Source organism: Faecalibacterium sp., assembly GCF_052358865.1.
In the GTDB taxonomy this organism is placed as follows: domain Bacteria; phylum Bacillota; class Clostridia; order Oscillospirales; family Ruminococcaceae; genus Faecalibacterium; species Faecalibacterium butyricigenerans.
In genome coordinates this window covers 1-19,998 of the sequence record NZ_DAWCVJ010000028.1, presented here as the reverse complement: position 1 = coordinate 19,998, position 19,998 = coordinate 1, and the positions used below count along the sequence as shown (strand labels likewise).

At 61.5% G+C, this 19,998-nt stretch carries 14 protein-coding genes; 5 read left to right on the top strand and 9 right to left on the bottom strand.

Annotated elements, in window-relative coordinates:
• Positions 1–16 precede the first annotated feature (16 nt).
• Positions 17–943 carry a CinA family protein gene (locus tag ACT8X9_RS06395; RefSeq protein ID WP_444268479.1) on the top strand — a complete coding sequence of 309 codons (927 nt, stop codon included), beginning with the start codon at positions 17–19 and terminating at the stop codon, positions 941–943.
• Between the two features lie 134 nt (positions 944–1,077).
• Here the strand turns inward: ACT8X9_RS06395 and ACT8X9_RS06390 are convergent, their stop codons facing one another.
• The 7 genes from ACT8X9_RS06390 to ACT8X9_RS06360 form a co-directional block, all read right to left on the bottom strand.
• On the bottom strand, positions 1,078–2,019 hold the full coding sequence (locus tag ACT8X9_RS06390; protein ID WP_227620266.1) for an ATP-binding cassette domain-containing protein: 942 nt from the start codon (positions 2,017–2,019) through the stop codon (positions 1,078–1,080).
• Positions 2,012–3,067: an ABC transporter ATP-binding protein gene (locus tag ACT8X9_RS06385; protein ID WP_255668054.1), complete on the bottom strand. Its 1,056-nt coding sequence runs from the start codon at positions 3,065–3,067 to the stop codon at positions 2,012–2,014. The genes ACT8X9_RS06390 and ACT8X9_RS06385 overlap by 8 nt, the downstream gene beginning before the upstream one ends.
• Positions 3,068–3,091: 24 nt before the next feature.
• Complete coding sequence (locus ACT8X9_RS06380; protein WP_227620267.1) at positions 3,092–4,033, bottom strand: ABC transporter permease; 942 nt, start codon at positions 4,031–4,033, stop codon at positions 3,092–3,094.
• Positions 4,033–4,983, bottom strand: coding sequence for an ABC transporter permease (locus ACT8X9_RS06375; protein WP_227620303.1), 951 nt, complete (start codon positions 4,981–4,983; stop codon positions 4,033–4,035). The genes ACT8X9_RS06380 and ACT8X9_RS06375 overlap by 1 nt, the downstream gene beginning before the upstream one ends.
• Positions 4,984–5,010: 27 nt before the next feature.
• Complete coding sequence (locus tag ACT8X9_RS06370; RefSeq protein ID WP_444268478.1) at positions 5,011–7,038, bottom strand: ABC transporter substrate-binding protein; 2,028 nt, start codon at positions 7,036–7,038, stop codon at positions 5,011–5,013.
• Positions 7,039–7,467: 429 nt separating this feature from the next.
• Positions 7,468–9,495 carry a peptide ABC transporter substrate-binding protein gene (locus ACT8X9_RS06365; RefSeq protein WP_444268477.1) on the bottom strand — a complete coding sequence of 676 codons (2,028 nt, stop codon included), beginning with the start codon at positions 9,493–9,495 and terminating at the stop codon, positions 7,468–7,470.
• A 312-nt stretch (positions 9,496–9,807) separates the two neighbouring features.
• Entirely contained in the window at positions 9,808–11,835 is a 2,028-nt protein-coding gene (locus tag ACT8X9_RS06360) for a peptide ABC transporter substrate-binding protein (protein ID WP_444268476.1), read from the bottom strand.
• Between the two features lie 353 nt (positions 11,836–12,188).
• Here ACT8X9_RS06360 and ACT8X9_RS06355 point away from each other — a divergent pair, with 353 nt between their 5' ends.
• The 4 genes from ACT8X9_RS06355 (at position 12,189) to ACT8X9_RS06340 (ending at position 16,942) form a co-directional block, all read left to right on the top strand.
• Entirely contained in the window at positions 12,189–12,608 is a 420-nt protein-coding gene (locus tag ACT8X9_RS06355; protein WP_444268475.1) for a hypothetical protein, read from the top strand.
• A gap of 11 nt (positions 12,609–12,619) precedes the next feature.
• Positions 12,620–15,238 carry an NYN domain-containing protein gene (locus ACT8X9_RS06350; protein ID WP_444268474.1) on the top strand — a complete coding sequence of 873 codons (2,619 nt, stop codon included), beginning with the start codon at positions 12,620–12,622 and terminating at the stop codon, positions 15,236–15,238.
• Positions 15,239–15,240: 2 nt separating this feature from the next.
• On the top strand, positions 15,241–16,140 hold the full coding sequence (locus tag ACT8X9_RS06345; RefSeq protein WP_444268473.1) for an NAD(P)H-hydrate dehydratase: 900 nt from the start codon (positions 15,241–15,243) through the stop codon (positions 16,138–16,140).
• A 76-nt stretch (positions 16,141–16,216) separates the two neighbouring features.
• A complete protein-coding gene (locus ACT8X9_RS06340) occupies positions 16,217–16,942 on the top strand; it encodes an NAD-dependent protein deacylase (RefSeq protein WP_444268472.1) in 726 nt (241 codons plus the stop codon).
• 105 nt (positions 16,943–17,047) lie between these two features.
• On the opposite strand, the gene ACT8X9_RS06335 is transcribed toward ACT8X9_RS06340, so the two are convergent.
• The gene (locus ACT8X9_RS06335) at positions 17,048–17,740 is read right to left on the bottom strand and encodes a peptidoglycan-binding domain-containing protein (protein ID WP_444268471.1); all 693 of its coding nucleotides are present in this window, start codon (positions 17,738–17,740) and stop codon (positions 17,048–17,050) included.
• Between the two features lie 3 nt (positions 17,741–17,743).
• Positions 17,744–19,998, bottom strand: a 2,255-nt coding sequence (locus tag ACT8X9_RS06330) for a peptidoglycan-binding protein (protein ID WP_444268470.1), incomplete at its 5' end; no start/stop codon positions are given.

Genomic DNA, 19,998 nt, shown 5'->3' with positions numbered 1-19,998 from the left:
AAGGGGTTGATGGGATTTGGCAGAGGAGACCCGCTGCGTGCTGCGCCTGTACGGTGCGCCGCAGGGACGGCTGGCAGCTGCGGTGGCGCGGTTTGCGCCCCAGTGGAGGGCAGAGGCCCAGTGGAAGTGCCGGGGCGCAGAGACGCTGCTGGCTGTCCATGCAGATACGCCCTCTGGGCTGAAGAAAGCGGCCCAGAGCCTGCGCAGCAGCTTCGGTGCAGATGTGTATGGGGCAGGGGATACCAGTCTGGCGGCTGCTGCCGTGCAGGCGCTGGAAGCCCATGACCGGCTGCTGGCCTGCGGTGATGCCGCCGCTGGCGCTCTGCTGGAAGCCCGGCTCGAGAAGGTGCCCGGCGCAGAGAAGGTCTACGACTTCGGCACCATGAGCTACGCCGACGCCAAGACCGGCCCCCAGATCGAAAAGCGTGCCCGGGCCAAACTCGGCGGGGAGGGGGACAAGCCCGAACCCGTCCGTCTGGCCCTTGCCCGGGCGCAGGCGGCCCGCCGCATCGTGGGCACAGAGCTGGCTGTGGCCTGCGCGGAGCGGGAGAGCGACCATGTGCTGGTGCTCAGTGCGAAAAAGGGCTGCTGGCTCCGCACGGTCCCCGCAGCGGACAACGCCGCGCTCTGGCTGCTGGACATGATACGCCGCGCCGCCGCCGGTCTGCCGCAGGCAGAGGGGACGGGCTTCCTCCCCGCCGGACAGGCCTCCCCAAACACCCCGCAGGACGAGGCAAAGCCCCGCCCCAAAAAGAAGAAACACCCTCTCCGCGTCCTGCTGGCAGTGCTCTTGCTGCTGGCGCTGGCGGCTCTGGGCGGTGGGTGGTATCTCACCGGCGGCGACTTTGCCGCCCTTCCGGAGCGGCTGAAGGCCCTGCGCCTGCCCGAGTGGATCACTCTCTGGCAGGCCCACGAGCCGAAGCCCGGCGCAAGACTGATATAAAACACAAGGAGGCCGCTTCCCGGCGCAGAGTCGGGAGGCGGCCTCGTTTTTCTACAGCACAAAACCCCGCCGCAAAAGGGAGGATTCCCAATGCGGCGGGGCGTTTGTGTTAAAATACAGTCAAGTGACCGTGCTTAGAGCTGGCTCTGGTATTCCTTGCGGTAGCCTTCCAGCTCCTTCTGGTTGCCATAGACGAAGTGGCCGTTTGCGATCTCTTCCCAGACCGGCTTGTCCACGCTGTAATCGTGGCAGGAGGGGTCATAGACCAGAAGCTTCTTCTTCTTTTCCAGACCCGGGTCGGGGATGGGGACGGCGCTCAGCAGAGCCTTGGTGTAGGGGTGCAGGGGATGGAGGAACAGCTCTTCAGCCTCTGCAAGCTCCACGATGCGGCCCTTGCTGATGACGGCGATGCGGTCGGAGATGAACCGGACGACCGACAGGTCGTGCGCGATGAACAGGTAAGTCAGACCGCGGGACTTCTTCATGCTGTTCAGCAGGTTCAGCACCTGTGCACGGATGGAGACGTCCAGTGCGGAGATCGGTTCGTCGGCCACGATGAACTCCGGCTCCATGACCAGCGCACGGGCGATGCCGATGCGCTGGCGCTGGCCGCCCGAGAACTCATGGGGGAAGCGGGAGGCAAACTCCGGCAGCAGACCGACCTCGTGCAGAGCGTTCATGACCTTTTCGTGCAGGTCATCCTGATCTTTGTACAGGTGGTGGTTCAGCAGACCCTCCGCCACGATGTACTCGACCTTGGCGCGCTCGTTCAGAGAAGCCATGGGGTCCTGAAAGATCATCTGCACCTTGCGGATGACCTCGCGGTCCAGCTCCTTGGGGATCTTGCCGTTGATCTTCTGGCCCTTGAAGAAGATGTCGCCGCCCGAGGTCGGGTTGATGCGGCAGATGGCACGGCCAATGGTGGTCTTGCCGGAGCCGGACTCGCCGACCAGCGAGAAGGTCTCGCCCTTGTAGATGTCAAAATTGACGTGGTCCACGGCCACGAACTTCTTTTTGCCGGAGCCAAAGGTGATCTGAAGGTCTTTCAGCTCAATCAGCTTTTCGCGTTCAGCCATTTAAGTTGGAACCTCCCATCTTTCCCATTTTTTCACGCAGGTTCTGGATGGAGTGCGGACGCTCGATCTTGGGAGCGCGCGGATCCAGATACCAAGTCTTTGCCGCGTGGGTCTCGGACACCTGAAAGAACGGAGGTTCTGCCACGAAGTCGATGGCCAGCGCGTGCTTGTTGCGGGGCGCAAATGCGTCACCCTTGATCTCATTGAACAGGTTCGGCGGCGTACCGTCGATGGTGGGCAGAGCCTCGCCCTTGGTGCCCAGCTGAGGCAGAGCCTGCAGCAGTGCCCAAGTGTAGGGATGCCATGCATCGTAGAAGATCTCCTCCACGGTGCCGTACTCGACGATCTGGCCGGCGTACATGACGGCCACGCGGTCGGCCACGTTGGCCACAACACCCAAGTCATGGGTGATGTAGATGACCGACATGCCCAGCTCTTTCTGCAGGTCGCGGATGAGCTGCAGGATCTGTGCCTGAATGGTCACGTCCAGAGCGGTGGTCGGCTCGTCGCAGATGAGCACCTGCGGACGGCAGGCAGCAGCGATGGCGATGACCACGCGCTGACGCATACCGCCGGAGAACTCATGAGGATACTGCTCGTAGCGGCGCTCCGGGTCGGGGATGCCGACCTTGGCCAGCATCTCGATGGCGGCCTTCTTGGCGGCCTCGCCCTTCAGGCCCTGATGGTGCTCGATGCTCTCCTGGATCTGCTTGCCGATTTTCTTCAGCGGGTTCAGGCTGGTCATCGGGTCCTGCATGACCATGGCGATCTTTTTGCCGCGCACGCCCAGCCAGTCCTTCTCGGTGAACTTGGTCATGTCGCGGCCCTCGTACAGGATGGAGCCGCCGGTGATCTTACCGTTGACATCCAGCATACCCACGAAGGTCTTGGTGAATACGGACTTGCCCGAGCCGGACTCGCCCACGATGGCCAGTGTCTCGCCGTCGTACAGGTCCAGCGAGCACTTGCGGATCGCGTTCAGCTTTTTGCCGCGCAGGCTAAAGGTGATCTCCACGTCTTTGGCAGAGATGATCGGTTGTCTATCCATTTTTGTGATTTTCTCTCCCATCTGTTAAACGTGGTTGCGCGGGTCAGCAGCATCCGAGAAAGCGTTGCCCATGATATAGAAGGAAATGGAGATGATGGACACGATGGATGCGGGGAAGACCAGCAGGTAGGGGTAGTCGAGGAAGAAGCCGCGCACCTTGCTCAGGATGAGGCCCAGCGACGGGGTCTCGATGCCCAGACCGATGCCCAGATAGGACAGGGTGGACTCGAGGTTGATGGTGGCGGGGATGCTCAGCGCCATGCGCAGGATGATGACGGAGACCAGATACGGCAGGATGTTCTTGGTCAGGACGCGCCACAGCGGGGTGCCAAGGCAGCGGGACGCGAGGTTGTACTCGCGGTCGCGGAACATGAACACCATGTTGCGGACGCGGCGGGCCATGACCAGCCAGCCGATGGCGATCATCGAGACGGCCATGATGGTGAAGCTCTGGCCGACGACCAGTGCGATCAGGGTCATGTAGATGATGTAGGGCACATTGTCGATGAGGTTGTACAGCTCCGTGAAGAAGCGGTCCAGCTCACGGACATAGCCCCAGATCAGGCCGATGATGACGCCGAGGATGCTCTCGCCCACGGCGACGATGAGGGCCAGACGGATGGACACCTGCGTGGCGTACCACACCTGACACCAGTAGTCGCGGCCGAGGTTGTCGGTGCCGAACCAGTATTCACCGTTGGGCTTCTGGAACGCCAGAGAGGAGTCCGTCACCAGCGTCTGATAATCGTACTTGCCGATGGCCAGTGCGATAAAGGAGAAGACCACGAGGAACAGGAACAGGAACAGGCAGACGACAGCAGCCTTGTGCTTGAGGAAGTTCTGGACAACAGAACCCCAGTAGCTGTAGTTGGAGTAGCCGACACGCTCGGCTTCCTCCGGAGAGTACTCGACGAAGTAGAACAGTTCGTCCTGCTTCTTGCCCTCAAAATCCGATGCTTTTGCCATCAGCGTGCGGCCTCCTTTCCGGTCAGAGTAATGCGCGGGTCAACGAGCATCATCAGCACGTCGCCCATAAAAACACCCACGATGCCCAGCACAGCGTAGAGGATGACCAGCGTCTGCACGACGTTCAGGTCATAGCGCTGGATGGCGTCGGTCAGCAGGGGGCCCATGCCGGGGACGGAGAAGAACCGCTCCATCAGCAGAGAGCCGCCCACCGTCAGCAGGATGGACTGGGGGATATACTGCACCATGGGGACCATGGCGTTGCGCAGGACGTGCTTGAACATGATCTCGCTGGAGCTGAGGCCCTTGACGCGGGCCAGCTTGATATAGTCGCGGGTCAGCTCATCCACCATGTAGCGGCGGGTCCACAGGGCATAGCCTGCGATGGAAGCCAGCGACAGGCAGACGATGGGCAGCACGCTGGACGGGCCGACGTTGCGGGTCGAGTACAGCGTGGGGAAGCCCAGATACTTGGAGCCGAACACCAGCACCAGCGAATAGGAGACCAGAGAGGGCACCGCGTTGACGAAAACGGTGTAAGCAGTGCCGATCCAGTCAAAGACCTTGTCCTTGAAGGCGGTCTGCAGGATGCCCAGCAGGACGCCCACCACCAGCGAGATGCCGGCAGAGATCAGGCCGAGGCGCATGGAGACGCCGAACTTCTTGCCGATGACCTTCACGACGGAGGCACCGTTCTGGATGCGGCGGGAAGTGCCGAAGTCCAGATGGAGCAGGTCGTTGTAGAAGTGCAGCAGCTGGGTGCCGATGGGGTCGGTCAGACCGGCGGCTTCCAGTGCAGCGTATTTCTGCTCTTCGGTAAACTTCATGAGCTGTTCTTCCGTGAAGTAGTAGTCCGTAGGCAGGCAGCGCATCAGCAGAAAGACGATGGTTGCGATCAATAAGATCGTGACGAGCGACTGAGCCAGCCGCTTGACGGTGTATTTTAACATGATAACCAAACCTTTATAAAATAATCATCAGGCTTTGGTTGCTGCATCGAAAGCAGCGGAGAAAGCCTCGTACTCCTCGGTGGTGTAGCCGTCGCCCTGACGGGTCTCCCAGTTGACGGCCTTGTAGTTGCAGGGACCGTACATGGCGTTGATCTTGGTGTACTCGTTGACGTGGGTCAGGCACCAGAGCACCTCGTACAGGCAGGGGACGCACAGTGCGTTGTTCAGCATGGAAGCCTCAGCCTTTGCGAATGCGGCATAGCGTGCATTGGTATCGGTGACGATGGCCTTTGCCTCAGTGACCAGATCGGTGAACTCCTGATAATCTGCCAGCAGATCCTTCTGGTAATCCTTCGGGTCGGCCTCGACGGCTGCGATCCAGGAGGTGGTCTGAGCGTAGTAAGCGTTGTCGTCGCTCAGGACTTCCTGACCGAGGAAGTTGACGGGATCGCCGAAGTCAGCGCCCCAGCCGTTCTGCAGGATGGAGTGCAGCTGGACGTTACGGACTTCCTTGTAGAGGGAAGAGACGTAGGTGCCGATGTCCAGCACGACGAAGTCATCGCCGAAGCTCTCGGAGAAGCACTGCTTCAGGACGGTGGCGGTATCCAGAGCAGTGGTGTCGCCGCTCTTGATGTAGTGGTAGCAGTGGACGGGGAAGGTGACGCCGATGGCACTCAGCTCTTCCATGGCCTGCTTCTTCAGGTCAGCGATGTCGCCGCCGTTGGCACGCAGGCGGATCATGGTCTCGCCATCGTACTTCTCAGTGTCGAAGCCCATCTCCTTGGCGACCAGAGTGGTGTAATCCTCACCCTTGGTGTTGTAGCAGACGCCGGGCATGGTGTAGTAGTCGTTCTCGCACTTCAGGGGGTTGATCTTGTTGGTGCGGGCGTAGTAGTTGGTGAGGTTGAGGCCCTTGTAGAAGCACTGACGGAACGCGCGGTTGGAAACAGCCTTGTTCCAGTTCTCGTCCAGATTGCCGTTCTCATCCTTGCGCTGGAAGTTCAGGTGCATCTGGTAGCTGTACTTGGTGGGGCGCTTCTCGCACAGGAACTTGTTGTGCTCGTTGTTGGGGTCGGAGGTGATGGTGGTCAGGTTGGACTCGGTCAGGTCGATGTTATCGACCTCGCCGTTCTCGTACAGCTGCAGGCCCATGGACAGGTCGGGGATCATGGTGATGGTATGATGCTCGAAACGGGTGCAGTCGTCTGCAGCGTAGTAGTTGGGGTTGGGGATGAAGCTCTTGGTGTTCTGCTGGATGTACTCCTCGATGAGGTACGGACCATTGTACCACATGGTGGAGTAATCGCAGGCGCGGAAGCCATCGATGCCCAGCTCGTTGATGAGGTCCTCAGAGGCGGGGTAGAAGCTGTTGTAAGCAGCGACGGTGTCGAAGTAGGGGCAGGGGTTCTTGCAGGTGAAGACCAGAGTGTAGTCGTCCGGAGCCTCGATGCCGACACCAGCAGCCAGCATATCCTCGTAGGTCATATCGGCAGCAGCGTCGCCCTTGTCCTTGGTCAGGTCGTAGTACTCGGCAGCGCCCACGACGGTCTCAGAGGGCATGGAGGTGTTGAAGGCCTCGTTCTTGAGGGCGTTCAGGACCCACTCGAAGCCCACGAGGAAGTCCTTGGAGGTCAGGTGAGACTTGACCTCGCCGTTGACGTCGCACCAATCGACATTGTCGCGCAGGTGGAAGGTCCAGACGGTGGAGTCCTCGTTGTGCTCCCAGCTGGATGCGATGGCGGGGGCTGCCTTGCCGTAGCAGTCGAAGCTCAGCAGGCCGTCCCAGCAGTTGGTGGTGACGTTCAGGTCGGAAGCGGACTGGCTGTACAGGAAGTTCCAAGTCTCCAGCTCACGGTTAGCGGTCTCGAAGGAGACGTAATCGGTGATGGCGTCGGCTGCGGGTGCAGCTGCGCCGGAGGCAGCACCGGAGGTGCTGGCAGCAGTGCTGCTGGAAGAACCACCGCAAGCGGCCAGGATGCTTGCAGCGCCCACGACGCCGGAAGCCTTGAGGAAGCTGCGGCGGCTGATGGAATGAGACTCAAAATTTGCGTTCATTGTGTTTTCCTCCCAATTATTCTTTCGTGTCTCGGCTCTATGGCGCAGGGTACAGTGCCCTGCCGATTTCCCACTCTTTTACGAGATCATCTGCCCTCCCTGTATTGCCAGAGAATACAAAAGAGCGCAGAAACAGACCCCTCTGTCTGTGCCTGTGCTCCTCCCGTAAAATCCTTAACACGACATATATTGTACCATCGAAATAAATGGTTGTCAATGGAATGGAAATCGCTTTTTCTTCTAAAAGAAAGGAATACGCCGTACACACATGAAATAAATTTACTTTACCGCAATGAAGGGTGATAAAAATAAGACAAAGCGGCCAAAAAACAAAACAACAGGAGCTGTTCTCGAGGTGAGAACAGCTCCCGCTGTGTGGGATATAGGCCGGGGACAGGAGATCCCGGCGGGGAAAAAGTTCAGAAAAAGTTAAGCTTTTGCTGCGTCGAATGCCTTGGCGAACTCCTCGTACTGGGCCGTGGTGTAGGCGTCCTCGCTGGTCTCCCAGTTGATGTACTTGTAGTTGCAGGGGCCGAACATGGCGTTGATCTTAGTGTACTCGTTGACATGGGTGAGGCACCAGTGGACGTCATAGTAGCAGGGGACGGCCAGCGAGTTGTTGATCATGTAGGCCTCGGCCTTTGCGAAGGCCTCGTAGCGGGCATCGGTGTCGTCCACGATGGCGTTGGCGGCGTTGACGAGGTCGGTGAACTGCTCGAACTCCTCGACCAGCTCCTTCTGGTAATCGGCGGGGTTCTCCGCCACGAGGGGGATATTGGAGTAGTTGACGGCATAGTAGGCGTTGGAGTCATGCAGGATCTCCTGACCGAGGAAGTTGATGGGGTCGCCGAAGTCTGCGCCCCAGCCGTTGATGACGAAGCCGTGCAGCTTGGGGATGCGGACCTCCTTGGCGAGGCTGGAGACGTAGGTGCCAAGCTCCAGCTGGATGAAGTCGTCGCCGAAGCTGTCGGTGAAGCACTGCTTGAGGACGGTGGCGTTGTCCTGTGCTACGGTGTTGCCGGCCACGAAGAAGAAGGGGACTTTCACCGGGAAGGTGACGCCGACGGCGGAAAGCTCGTCCATGGCCTGCTTCTTGAGGGCGGCGATGGAGTCGGCGGTGGACTTGCGCAGGTGGATCATGGTCTCGCCGTCGTACTTCTCGCCGTCGATTCCCAGCTCCTTGGCAACCAGATCAACGTAGTCGGTGCCTTTGGAGTTATAGCAGACGCCCTTCATGGTGTAGAAGTTGTTTTCGCACTTGAGGGGGTTGATCTTGTTGAAGCGTGCGTAGTAGGGGATGAGGTTCAGGCCCTCATGGAAGCAGCGGCGGAACGCCCGGTTGGCCACGGCCTTGTTCCAGTTCTCGTTGGGGGTGCCGTCGGAGTTGAGGCAGTTGAAGTTGAAGTGGAAGTCGTAGGCGTACTTGGTGGGACGCTTCTCGCAGAGCTGGTCATTGTAGGCGTTGGAGCTGTCGGAGGTGATGGTGGTCAGGGTGCTCTCGCTCAGCTCCAGCTCGTCCAGCTCGCGGTTCTGGTACAGCTGATAGCCCACGGTCAGGTCGGTGATCATGCTCAGGGACACGCGCTCGAAGCGGGTGCACTCGTCTGCCGCATAATAATGGGGGTTCGGGATGAAGCGCTTGGAGTTGTCGGCCACAAATTCCTCGATGAGGTAGGGGCCGCAGCACCACTGCTGGGTGTAGTCCACGCCGCGGAAGCCCTCGACGCCCAGCTTCTCCACCAGAGCCGGAGGAGCCGGGTAGCAGCAGACGTAGGAAGCCACGGTGTCGAAGTAGGGGCAGGGGTTCAGGCAGGTAAAGACGACGGTGTAGTCGTCCGGTGCGTCGATGCCGACGCCTGCGGCCATCATATCGTCGTAGGTCAGGGCCGCGGCGGCTGCGTCATCCATCGCATAGGTCTTGTCATAGTAGTCGGCTGCGCCCACGACGGTGGTGGAGGGCATGGAGGTGTTGGAGGCCTGATTCTTCTTGGCGTTCAGCACCCACTCGAAGCCGGTGAGGAAGTCCTTGCTGGTCAGATGCTCCTGCACCTCGCCGTTGATGTCCACCCAGTCCACGTCATCCCGCAGGTGGAAGGTCCAGACGGTGGAGTCTTCGTTGTGCTCCCAGCTCTTGGCGATGGCGGGGACGGGCTTGCCGTAGTTGTCGAAGCCAATGAGGCCGTCGATGAGGTTGGTGGTGACGTTGAAGTCGATGGCCTGCTGGCTGTAGAGCATATTCCAGCTCTCGATCTCGCGGCCGGAGGTCTCGTAGGTGAACAGCTCGCTCAGGCCCTTGCCGGAGGCCGCTGCACCGGAGGATGCAGAGGAGGCGCTGGCAGCAGTGCTGGAAGAGGAACTGCCGCCGCAGGCGGCCAGCAGACCGGCTGCGCCCACAGCGCCTGCGCCCTTAAGAAAGCTGCGGCGGGTGATGGCGTGAGACTCAAAATCGTGGTACATATTCTTTCCCTCCTGTAATCGCTGGTACGGCTCTGCGCGCTCCGTTTCTCTATCCCAATAGTGATCCCAATAGTGCCAGTTTACTCTCCCACAGAGTAAAAATGGGTACAAAAAGGGCGCAGAGACAGATTTTTAATGACCTGTTTCTGCGCCTTTGCAGAATCCGTATCGGTTGCAAGTATTCTATCATCCCATCGCCGGGAAGTCAAGAAAAACCACTCTGGTACGGATTGAATCTTATTGACTCAGCAGACATATGAAAATGAAAATGTTTCATGTGAAAGCTGAAATTGTATGACTTTTCGCGCCGGATCAGCCCTGAGAAGCCTGATCGAATGCCTTGGCGAACTGCTCGTACTGGACGGTGGTGTAGGCCTCTTCGCTGGTCTCCCAGTTGACGGCCTTGTAGTTGCAGCCGCCGTACATGGCGTTGATCTTGCTGTACTCGTTGGCGTGGGTCAGGGACCATGCGATGTCGTAGTAGGTGGGGCTGACCAGCACGTTCTCCAGCATATAGGCCTCAGCCTTGGCGAAGGCCTCGTAGCGGGCGTCGGTGTCGTTGACGATGGCGTTGGCGGCATTGACCAGATCGGTGTACTGCTCGAAAGCGTCCATCAGATCCTTCTGGTAGTCGGCAGGAGCCTCAGCTACCCGGGCGATGTTGGAGTAGTAGTGAGAGTAGAAAGCGTTGTCGTCGTGGAGGGTCTCCTGACCGAGGAAGTTGATGGGGTCGCCGAAGTCGGCGCTCCAGCCGTTGATGACAAAGCTCTGGAGCTGAGGAGTGCGGACCTCCTGCGTCAGGCTGGAAACGTAGGTCTGGACGTCCAGCTTGATGAAGTCGTCGCCGAAGCTGTCGGAGAAGCACTGCTTCAGGATGGTGGCGTTGTCCAGTGCGGAGGTGCTGCTGGCGATGATGAAGTAGGTGGCCTTGACGGGGAAGGTGACGCCGATGGCGCTCAGCTCCTCCATGGCCTGCTTCTTCAGGGCAGAGATGTCGCCGCCGTTGGCACGCAGGCGGATCATGGTCTCGCCATCGTACTTCTCAGTGTCGAAGCCCATCTCCTTGGCCACCAGAGTGGTGTACTCAGCGCCCTGCGTGTTGTAGCACAGGCCCTTCATGGTGTAGTAGTCGTTCTCGCACTTCAGGGGGTTGATCTTGTTGTAGCGGGAGAACCATGCCTTCAGGTTCAGGCCGCGGTAGAAGCACTGACGGAAAGCGGTGTTGGCGATGGCCTTGTTCCAGTTCACATCGGGGGTACCGTCGGCGTTGTTCTTCTGGTAGTTGAAGTGCATGGCGTAGGCAGAGGGGCGGGCGCGCTTCTCACAGAGCTGGCTGTTGTACTCGTTGTTGGGGTCGGAGGTGATGGTGGTGATGGTGCTCTCGTTCAGGTCGATCTCGTCCAGCTCGCGGTTCTGGTAGAGCTGGAATGCGATGGCCTGATCGGAGATCATGGTCACGGTCAGACGCTCGAAGCGGCTGACGTTGGCAGCATCGTAGTAGTGGGGGTTGGGGATATAGCTCTTGGTGTTGCCCTGAATATACTCCTCAACGAGGTAGGGGCCGCAGTACCACATATTGGTGTTGTCGCAGCCGCGGAAGGTCTCGATGCCCAGCTCGTCGATCAGCGCCTGAGAGGCGGGGTAGAAGCTGGTGTAGGAGGCCACGGTGTCAAAGTAGGGGCAGGGATCTTTGCAGGTGAACACCAGAGTGTAGTCGTCGGGAGCCTCGATGCCCACGCCTGCGTCCAGCATATCCTGATAGCGCAGGTCGGCGGCGGCAGCGCCCATATCCTTGGTCTTCTCGTAGTACTCCTCAGCGCCCACGATGTACAGGGTGGGCATGGAGGTGTTGTTGGCCTCGTTCTTGGAGGCGTTCAGCACCCACTCCAGACCGACCAGAAAATCGGTGGCGGTGATGTGCTCCTTCACCTCGCCGTTGCAGTCCACCCAGTCCACGTCGTCGCGCAGGTGGAAGGTCCAGACGGTGGAGTCCTCGTTGGCCTCCCAGCTGGTGGCGATGGCGGGCACCAGCTTGCCGTAGCAGTCGAAGCTCATCAGGCCGTCCCACAGGTTGGTGACGACGTTGGCGTCGCTGAGGGTCTGGCTGTACAGCAGGTTCCAGCTCTCGATCTCGCGGTTGGCAGACTCCCAGGAGATGTACTCCTTGAGGGGGGTGGCACCGGTGGAGTTGGGGGCCTCCACGCCGGAAGCAGCCGTGCTGCCGGAGTTGTTGGACTTGCTGCCGCCGCAGGCGGACAGCAGGCCGGCGGCACCCACGACGCCGGCGCCCTTCAGGAAGCTGCGGCGGGTGATGTTGCGGGACTCAAAATCGATGTTCATTGAGATACGTTCCTCCGAGAAATTGTTTTCCTTTTTTCCTATCCTAAATGCAAAAAACGGCACGCTCCGGGTGCCAAAACGCACAAAGCGCCCGGGGCCGCACCTTTCGTATTCTAACATTGTGGGCAAAAGAAGTCAATGACATACAGCCCTAAAATAAAAACAAAATAGTAACGGATGCTTTTCTCTGAAAAATGACGGCAAAAAAACGGTAAAGAATGAAAAGAAGTCGTACTTTCGCAGGACGAAAGATGGATACAACGAAAGTTGGAAAACGCAAAGCGGCTATCTTTTTTCACAAAATCATGCTACAATAAAAAAGAATGTTACTTCTATAAAAGGAGCGTCCTTGGATGAAAAAGCTGATCTCGATGTATCAAAAATATATGTTCCGCCCCGTTCTGTATAAATCCGTCACTCGGGTGTCGGTCGTGGCCGTCCTGATGCTGCTGTGGGACCGCTACGTCAGCGACGGCAAATTCACGATGTGGCAGGCCCCGGCCCTGCTGCTGGGCGTCGTGCTGCTGGCGTGGGCGTGGGTGAACTACCTCCGTCTGGACGGCGTGACCGTCCACCATCTGGGCGAGGAGTTCAAGGACATGGGCAAAAAGAAGAAGTTCCACGCCACCAAGTCCATCGTGGACTTCGCGGACGAGCGCATCGTCTCCTTCGAGGAGTTGGAGCCGGAGGAACGCATCTATTGCAGTATGCTTTCGAATTTGCTCTTGGGCGCAGCGCTGCTCATCATCAGCCTCATCGCAGGCGCAGTGTGAGGGCGGAAGACATGGCGGAAAAAAGCGAAAAACAGCTGGTGGTGGGCATCCTCGCCCATGTGGACTCCGGCAAGACCACTCTCTCCGAAGCGATGCTCTACCGTGCAGGCAGCATCCGCAGGCTGGGCCGGGTGGACAACAAGGATGCCTTCCTCGACACCGACACGCTGGAAAAAGCGCGGGGCATCACGATCTTTTCCAAGCAGGCCCTGCTGAAGACGGGCCGCACCGGCATCACTCTGCTGGACACCCCCGGCCATGTGGATTTTTCCACCGAGACAGAGCGGACGCTGCAGGTGCTGGACTACGCGGTGCTGGTCGTCAGCGGCACCGACGGCGTCCAGAGCCACACCGAGACCCTCTGGCGTCTGCTGCGGCGGTATCATATCCCCACCTTCGTCTTTCTCAACAAGATGGACCTGCCCGGCCCGGGGAAAGAAGCCCTTCTGGGGCAGCTTTCCCGCCGTCTGGGTGAGGGCTTCGTGGACTTCGGTGCCCCGCAGGCCGAACGGGACGAGGCACTGGCCCTCTGCGACGAGCGCCTGATGGAGACGATGCTGGACGCAGGCAGCCTGACGGCGGAGGACATCATCCCCGCCATCGCCCGGCGGCACGTTTTTCCCTGCTGGTTCGGCGTGGCCCTTCAGCGGGAGAACGCGGGCGGATTGCAGGGCGTGGATGAGCTGCTGGAGGGGCTTGACAGATACACCCGTGCCGCCCCGGCGCTGGAAGCCTTTGGTGCCCGGGTGTTCAAGGTCTCGCAGGATGAGCGGGGTGAGCGGCTGACGTGGCTGCGGGTCACAGGCGGGGAGCTGAAGGTTAAGGCCCAGCTCACCGGCGAAGCGGACGGAGAGCCTTGGGCCGAAAAGGCCAACCAGCTGCGGCTCTACTCGGGTGCAAAGTATACGCTGGCAGAGGCCGTCGGGCCGGGACAGGTCTGCGCCGTCACCGGCCTGACCAAGGCCCGCCCCGGCACCGGACTCGGCGCCGAGCGGGACAGCGACCTCCCGGTGCTGGAACCGGTGCTGAGCTACCGGGTCTGCCTGCCCGAGGGCGCGGACGTCCATGCCGCGCTGGGCAGGCTCCACCGTCTGGAAGAGGAAGAGCCGCAGCTCCACGTCGTCTGGAACGAGACGCTGGGCGAGATCCACGTCCAGCTCATGGGCGAGATCCAGCTGGAGGTGCTGAAAAGCCTGTTGGCGGAGCGGTATGGGCTGGACGTGGAATTCGACTCCGGCGGCATACTATATAAGGAAACGATAACGGAGGCCATTGAGGGCGTGGGCCATTATGAGCCGCTGCGCCACTACGCCGAGGTCCATCTGAAGCTGGAGCCGCTGCCCCGGGGCAGCGGGATGCAGTTTGCCGCCGACTGCCGGGAAGAGGAGCTGGACAAGAACTGGCAGCGCCTCGTGCTGACGCATCTGGAAGAAAAGCAGCACGTCGGCGTCCTCATGGGCGCACCGCTGACGGACATGAAGATCACCCTCATCGCGGGCCGCGCCCACCTCAAGCACACCGAGGGCGGCGACTTCCGTCAGGCCACCTACCGCGCCGTGCGGCAGGGCCTGATGATGGCAGACCAGATCAAAAAGACTCAGCTCCTTGAGCCGTGGTATTCCTTCCGGCTGGAAGTGCCTGCGGAGAACATCGGCCGGGCCATGAGCGACATCCAGCGGATGGAGGGCAGTTTCGACCCGCCCGAGACCGCCCCCGACGGCCAGACGGCCACCCTCACCGGCTTTGCGCCGGTGGCAGCCATGCGCAGCTACCCGATGGAGGTGGTGAGCTACAGCCGGGGCCGGGGACATCTGAGCCTGACGCTGGACGGCTACCGCCCCTGCCACAATGCGGCGGAGGTCATCGCGGCGGCGGGCTATGAGCCGGAGCACGACTTGGACAACCCTGCCGATTCGGTCTTCTGCTCCCACGGCGCGGGCTTCGTCGTGCCGTGGGAACAGGTGCGCAGCCATATGCACGTGGACAGCGGCTGGGGCCACACCGCCCCGACGGCAGAAGAGAGCGCCGCCCGGCCCCGCCGGATGGCCGCGTACCGTGCCACGCTGGAAGAGGACGCCGAGCTGCTGAAGATCTTCGAGCGCACCTATGGCCCCATCAAGCGAGACCCGCTGGCGGCGTTCCGCCCGGTGCAGAAGAAGGAGCGGCCCGATTTTGCCGCCGAACAGTGGGAGGTCGCGCCGGAATACCTGCTGGTGGACGGCTACAACATCATCTTCGCGTGGGACGAGCTGAATGCACTCGCCAAGGAGAGCCTCGACGCCGCCCGCCACCGGCTGATGGACATTCTTTGCAACTATCAGGGCTTCAAGAAGTGCGTCCTTATCCTCGTCTTTGACGCCTACCGCGTACCGGGCAGCCCCGGCAGCATCGAGGAGTATCACAACATCCATGTCGTCTATACGAAAGAGGCTGAGACGGCGGATATGTTCATCGAGCGCGTCACCCATGAGATCGGCAGGAACCGCCGGGTGCGGGTGGCGACCTCCGACGGTATGGAACAGGTCATCATTCTGGGCCACGGTGCGCTCCGCGTCTCGGCCCGGATGTTCCACCAAGAGGTGCAGGACGTGGAAAAAGAGATCAAGCGCTACATTCAGGGGGAGGCGTGAGCATGACACCGGACATCACCGCTGGATCTGTCTGGTCCCGCATCCCGAAGCGGGGTCGGGAGAGCAACAAGGGCAGCTTCGGGGCGGTGCTGGCGGTGGCGGGCAGTGCCTGCTACCGGGGCGCTGCGGCGCTGACCGTGGAGGGTGCCCTGCGCACCGGCGCGGGCATCGTCACGCTGGCCAGCGTCGAGCCGGTGATGGCGGCGGTAGCGGCCCGCCTGCCGGAATGCTGTCTCTGCCCCTGTGAGCCGGGGGCAGAGGGGGGCATCTCGCCCCAGAGCATCCCCCGCATCCTCCGGCAGAAGGCCACCGTCCTTCTCATCGGGCCGGGGCTGGGGTATCTGGCCCAGAGCAGCGCCCGCGCCGCCGAGACGCGGACGCTGGTGAAGAAGCTGCTCACCGGTTTTTCGGGCAGTGCGGTGCTGGATGCCGACGGCCTGAACGCCGCCGCCAGCCTCATGAATGGGGGCGAGGAGCTGCCCCGCCCGGCCAAAGAGCTGATCCTGACACCCCACCCGGGCGAGATGTCCCGGCTGACCGGGCTTTCGGTGGAGGCGGTCCAAGCCGACCGGGAGGGCATCGCCCGGCGGTATGCCGCCCAATGGAACGCGGTCGTGGTACTGAAGGGAGCGCGGACCGTGGTTGCCGGGCCGGATGGGCGGGTCTGCATCAACCCCACCGGCAACCCGGGCCTCGCCCGGGGCGGCAGCGGCGATGTGCTGGCCGGTATGACATCGGCTCTGCTGGCCTGCGGCCTGCCTGCCTACGATGCCGCCGCCTGCGCGGTCTGGCTCCACGGTGCCGCCGCCGACCGGGCTGCTGCCCGGAGGGGCGAGTATGGGATGCTCCCGCAGGACATTTTTCCCCAGCTGGGGCGGATGTTTGCGGAGAACGACCGTTGAAACGTGGAGAATAACGCGCAGAATATACAAAATTTCAAGCTGTTTTCCGGCAAGTAATACAAAAGAGGTGTTGAATATGGTTGAAAAGTTAGAAAAAATCATTTCGCAGAGCCAGAACACCGTCTTTTTTGGCGGTGCAGGTGTGTCCACCGAGAGCGGCATCCCGGATTTCCGCAGCGTGGACGGCCTCTACCATCAGAAATATGACTACCCGCCCGAGACCATCCTGAGCCACACCTTCTGGGAAACGCACCCCGAGGAGTTTTACCGCTTCTACCGCGATAAGCTCATCGTCCGGGGCGCAAAGCCCAACGCGGCCCACCTCCGTCTGGCTAAGCTCGAGCGGGAGGGAAAGCTGAAGGCTGTCATCACCCAGAACATCGACGGCCTCCATCAGGCCGCAGGGTCACAGAAGGTATACGAGCTGCACGGCAGCACGCTGCGCAACTACTGCGTGAACTGCGGCGCGTTCTACGGCGTGGACTTCATTGCCGACAGCACCGGTGTGCCCCGCTGCCCCAAGTGCGGCGGCATCGTCAAGCCGGACGTGGTCCTTTATGAAGAGGGCCTCGACGAACAGGTGCTGTCCGGGGCTGTCTCGGCCATCCGTCATGCCGACACCCTCATCATCGGCGGCACCAGCCTTGTGGTCTATCCGGCGGCGGGCCTCATCCGCTATTTCCGGGGCGACCACCTCGTGGTCATCAATATGCAGCCCACGGGCGCAGACGCCGAAGCCGACCTGTGCATCGCAAAGCCCATCGGGCAGGTGCTCAGCGAGGATGTGGTGCTGGAGGATTGAACCATAAAAATAAGAGACTGCTGCAAGCAACCTCTCCGTCTGCAAAGCCGTGACGGAGAGGCTGAGTGCAGCAGCCTTTTTGTTTTCTGCTCCTATATACGAAAATCAATCAATGGTCGTTCTGGTTCGTCCCACGCCCAGCACGGCGGTGGAGATCTTTTTCCAGCTGTTGCAGCCGCAGACGCCGTCCACGCGGAGGCTGGTGCGGCGCTGATAGCCCCGGAGGGCCTCTTCCGTCCGGCTGCCGAAGATGCCGTCGATGCGGCGGCCGGTCTGGTAGCCCAGCGTCGAGAGGGCATCCTGAAGGATCATGACGTAGCAGCCCCGGCTCCCTCTGCGGAGGGTGGGGTAGCCCGCCGTGGTGCCGCTGCAGGCGGGGCTGCCGTAGCGCCGGTCGAGGTGCACCCATGTGGGGGTCTGGCTCAGCGGCTCGACGTAGCCCCACGCTCCGGTGGAACGGGCGGCTCTGTAGATGGCGGTGCGCTGGGTCTGGCTGAGGCGCTGCCCCACATCGAAGGACACGCCTGCGTAGTGCTGGCTGCGGGTGCCGTGGCCGCCCTCCCAGATGCGGCGGAAGGCGTACCCCACCGGGATGCCTTTGCCGTACTTGCGGCGGGTCAGGTTCCATGCCTCCATGGCTGCAATGGTCGTCCAGAGCACCGGACTGTTGGACCTGCCCCGGAACTCCCGGACGGTCAGGGTCGTGCCGGTGCTGTAGGGCATGGGGTCGTTCTCGCTCAGGCTGGAATAGGTGTAGACCTTGTTCTCGTAGGCATCATAGACCAGTAAGCGTGCCATCTCTCATCCCTCCTCGGTGCAGCTGTCGCAGGCAGTGTGGCTCTGGGCGCGGAGTGCGGCCCAAGTGGGCCGGTCTACGACGCCGTTCGTCTCAAGGCCCGCCCGCTGCTGCGTCTCCTTCACGGCAGCGGTGTCCTCCGGGCCGAAGAAGGCGTTGTCGGCGACATAGTCGTCCTCGCAGTAGAGCTGGGAGCGGCCATTGACCCAGCGCTCGATGAGGCTGACGTCGGGTCCCGCGCTGCCTTCCTTCATGGCCCGGTCCGGGTAGTCCGGCCCCTGCTTGGGATGCCGGTCGGGGTTGGGGGTGAAGGCTGCCAGCTGTAAGCTCAGAGCCTCCACCGCTGTCCACGTCTCGGCGTCGGCTGCGCCGGTGGCGGGCAGACCCAGAAGCTCCTGTGCGCTGGCAGTGGCGTCCGCCGTCTCCTGCGTGTACTGGCTGGAAAGCGCGGGAGACGCCACGCTGTCGTAATAGTAGGCGATGCGCTGCAAAAGCAGGGTGTAGTAGAGCACGGCGCTGCTGTCGCTGCCGATGGTCAGCGGCGTGCCGGGATAGGGCAGGCGCTTGAGGGTGACCACAGGCCCGGAGGAGCGGAGGGCCGAGGCCTTTCTGTAGAGCGAATCCCATGTTTTCCGGCCCACGATGCCGTCCACCGTCAGCCCGGCGAACCGCTGGTAGGCCCGGACGGCGGCCTCGGTGGCCGCGCCGAAACGGCCATCGATGGAGACGGAGGGGATGCTGCTCTGGTAGGCGCTCATGAGATAGAGGTAGAACTGCAGCTCCCGCACCGCTGTGCCGCTGGAGCCGCTGCGCAGCAGGCCCGGATATTCGCCGGGCCGCAGGCTGGACGAGAGCAGGCGGTTGGCGATGTCGTTGTAGACCTCGTAGAGCTTGTTCCACGTCGTGCGGCCCACGACACCGTCACTGGCAAGGCCGAAGTAGGTCTGGAACCGCCGCACTGCTGCCGTCGTGGCCGGGCCGAAGATGCCGTCCACCGTCACATTGCTGAGGCTCTGGTAGACCGTCCGCGCGATCTTGAGCCAGAACTGCACCAGCCGGACGTTCTGGCCGCTGCTGCCTTGGCGCAGGGCAGTGCCGGGGTAGGCGTTGGGGGTGCCGTTGTCGGACTGGATGCTGCGGAACTGGTCGTACAGCTCGGTCCATGTGGCCCGCCCCACGATGCCGTCCGCAGTCAGGCCGTAGCGCCGCTGGAACGCCCGCACCGCCGCCGCAGTGCCGCTGCCGAAGATGCCGTCCACCGTGACGGAGGGGATGCTGCTCTCGTACTGGGCCAGTGTGCTCAGCCAGAACTGTACCTGCTCCACCTCCCGGCCGGTCGAACCCGCCTTGAGGGGCGCGCTGCCGGGGTCCCATGTGCCGTTGGAGAGAGTGCCATTGGACGTCTCCCCCTCGCTGGTCAGCTCGGCGAGGTCCTTGACCGAGACGTAGATGTAGCTGATCTTGTACCATGTGCTGCGGCCCACCACGCCGTCGGCGGTGAGGCCGAACTGCTTCTGGAACTTTTTGACCGTCGCGGTCATCCGGCTGCCGAAGATGCCGTCCACCGTCAGCAGCCCGAGGAAGGGATAATCCTTCGTGATGCGGTTGAGCTGGCGCTGTAAGGTGAACACTGCGCTGCCGGTGCTGCCCTGCCGCAGGGGGCTTCCGGGGTAGCTCCGGGGGATGGACTGGATATTGTTCGTGCGGACGATCTCGATGTTGTTTCCGTAGTAATATTTGAGGATGCTGAGGGCGTTCCGGCCCTGATTGGCCAGCGTGACGGTGCCCCATTGCTTGAGGCCGGGGCAGGTGACGCTCTTGCCGTCGCAGTACTCGGCGTAGTAGGGGTTGACGGTGCCGGTCTTGCGGATATAGGTGTTGAAGATGTCGTCCGTCAGCCGCACCATGACGTCGAACACAGTCCGGCCGTGCACATAGTACTGGTCGTAGCTGGTGGAGTTGGTGATGTTGAAGGTGTAGCCCTTGCTGGGATACCACTCGGTGTAGATGCGGTTGAGGGCCAGCGAGATCTGGCAGTGGATGTTGGCGCGGAGGGCCTGCTCAGGCCAGGTAGGATACACCTCGCTGGACGCCACATTGGCGATATACCTGCGGAAGGAGACGGTGACGTTCTGGGCCGATGCGGCGGGGCGGCCGAGGTGGACGGTGATGTTCTTGGGGATGATGACCCGGTCCAGCACCCTCGGCACACAGGCGAGGGCGGGGGTCGGGCCGCTGCCGCCGTTGCCGGTGAAGAGGC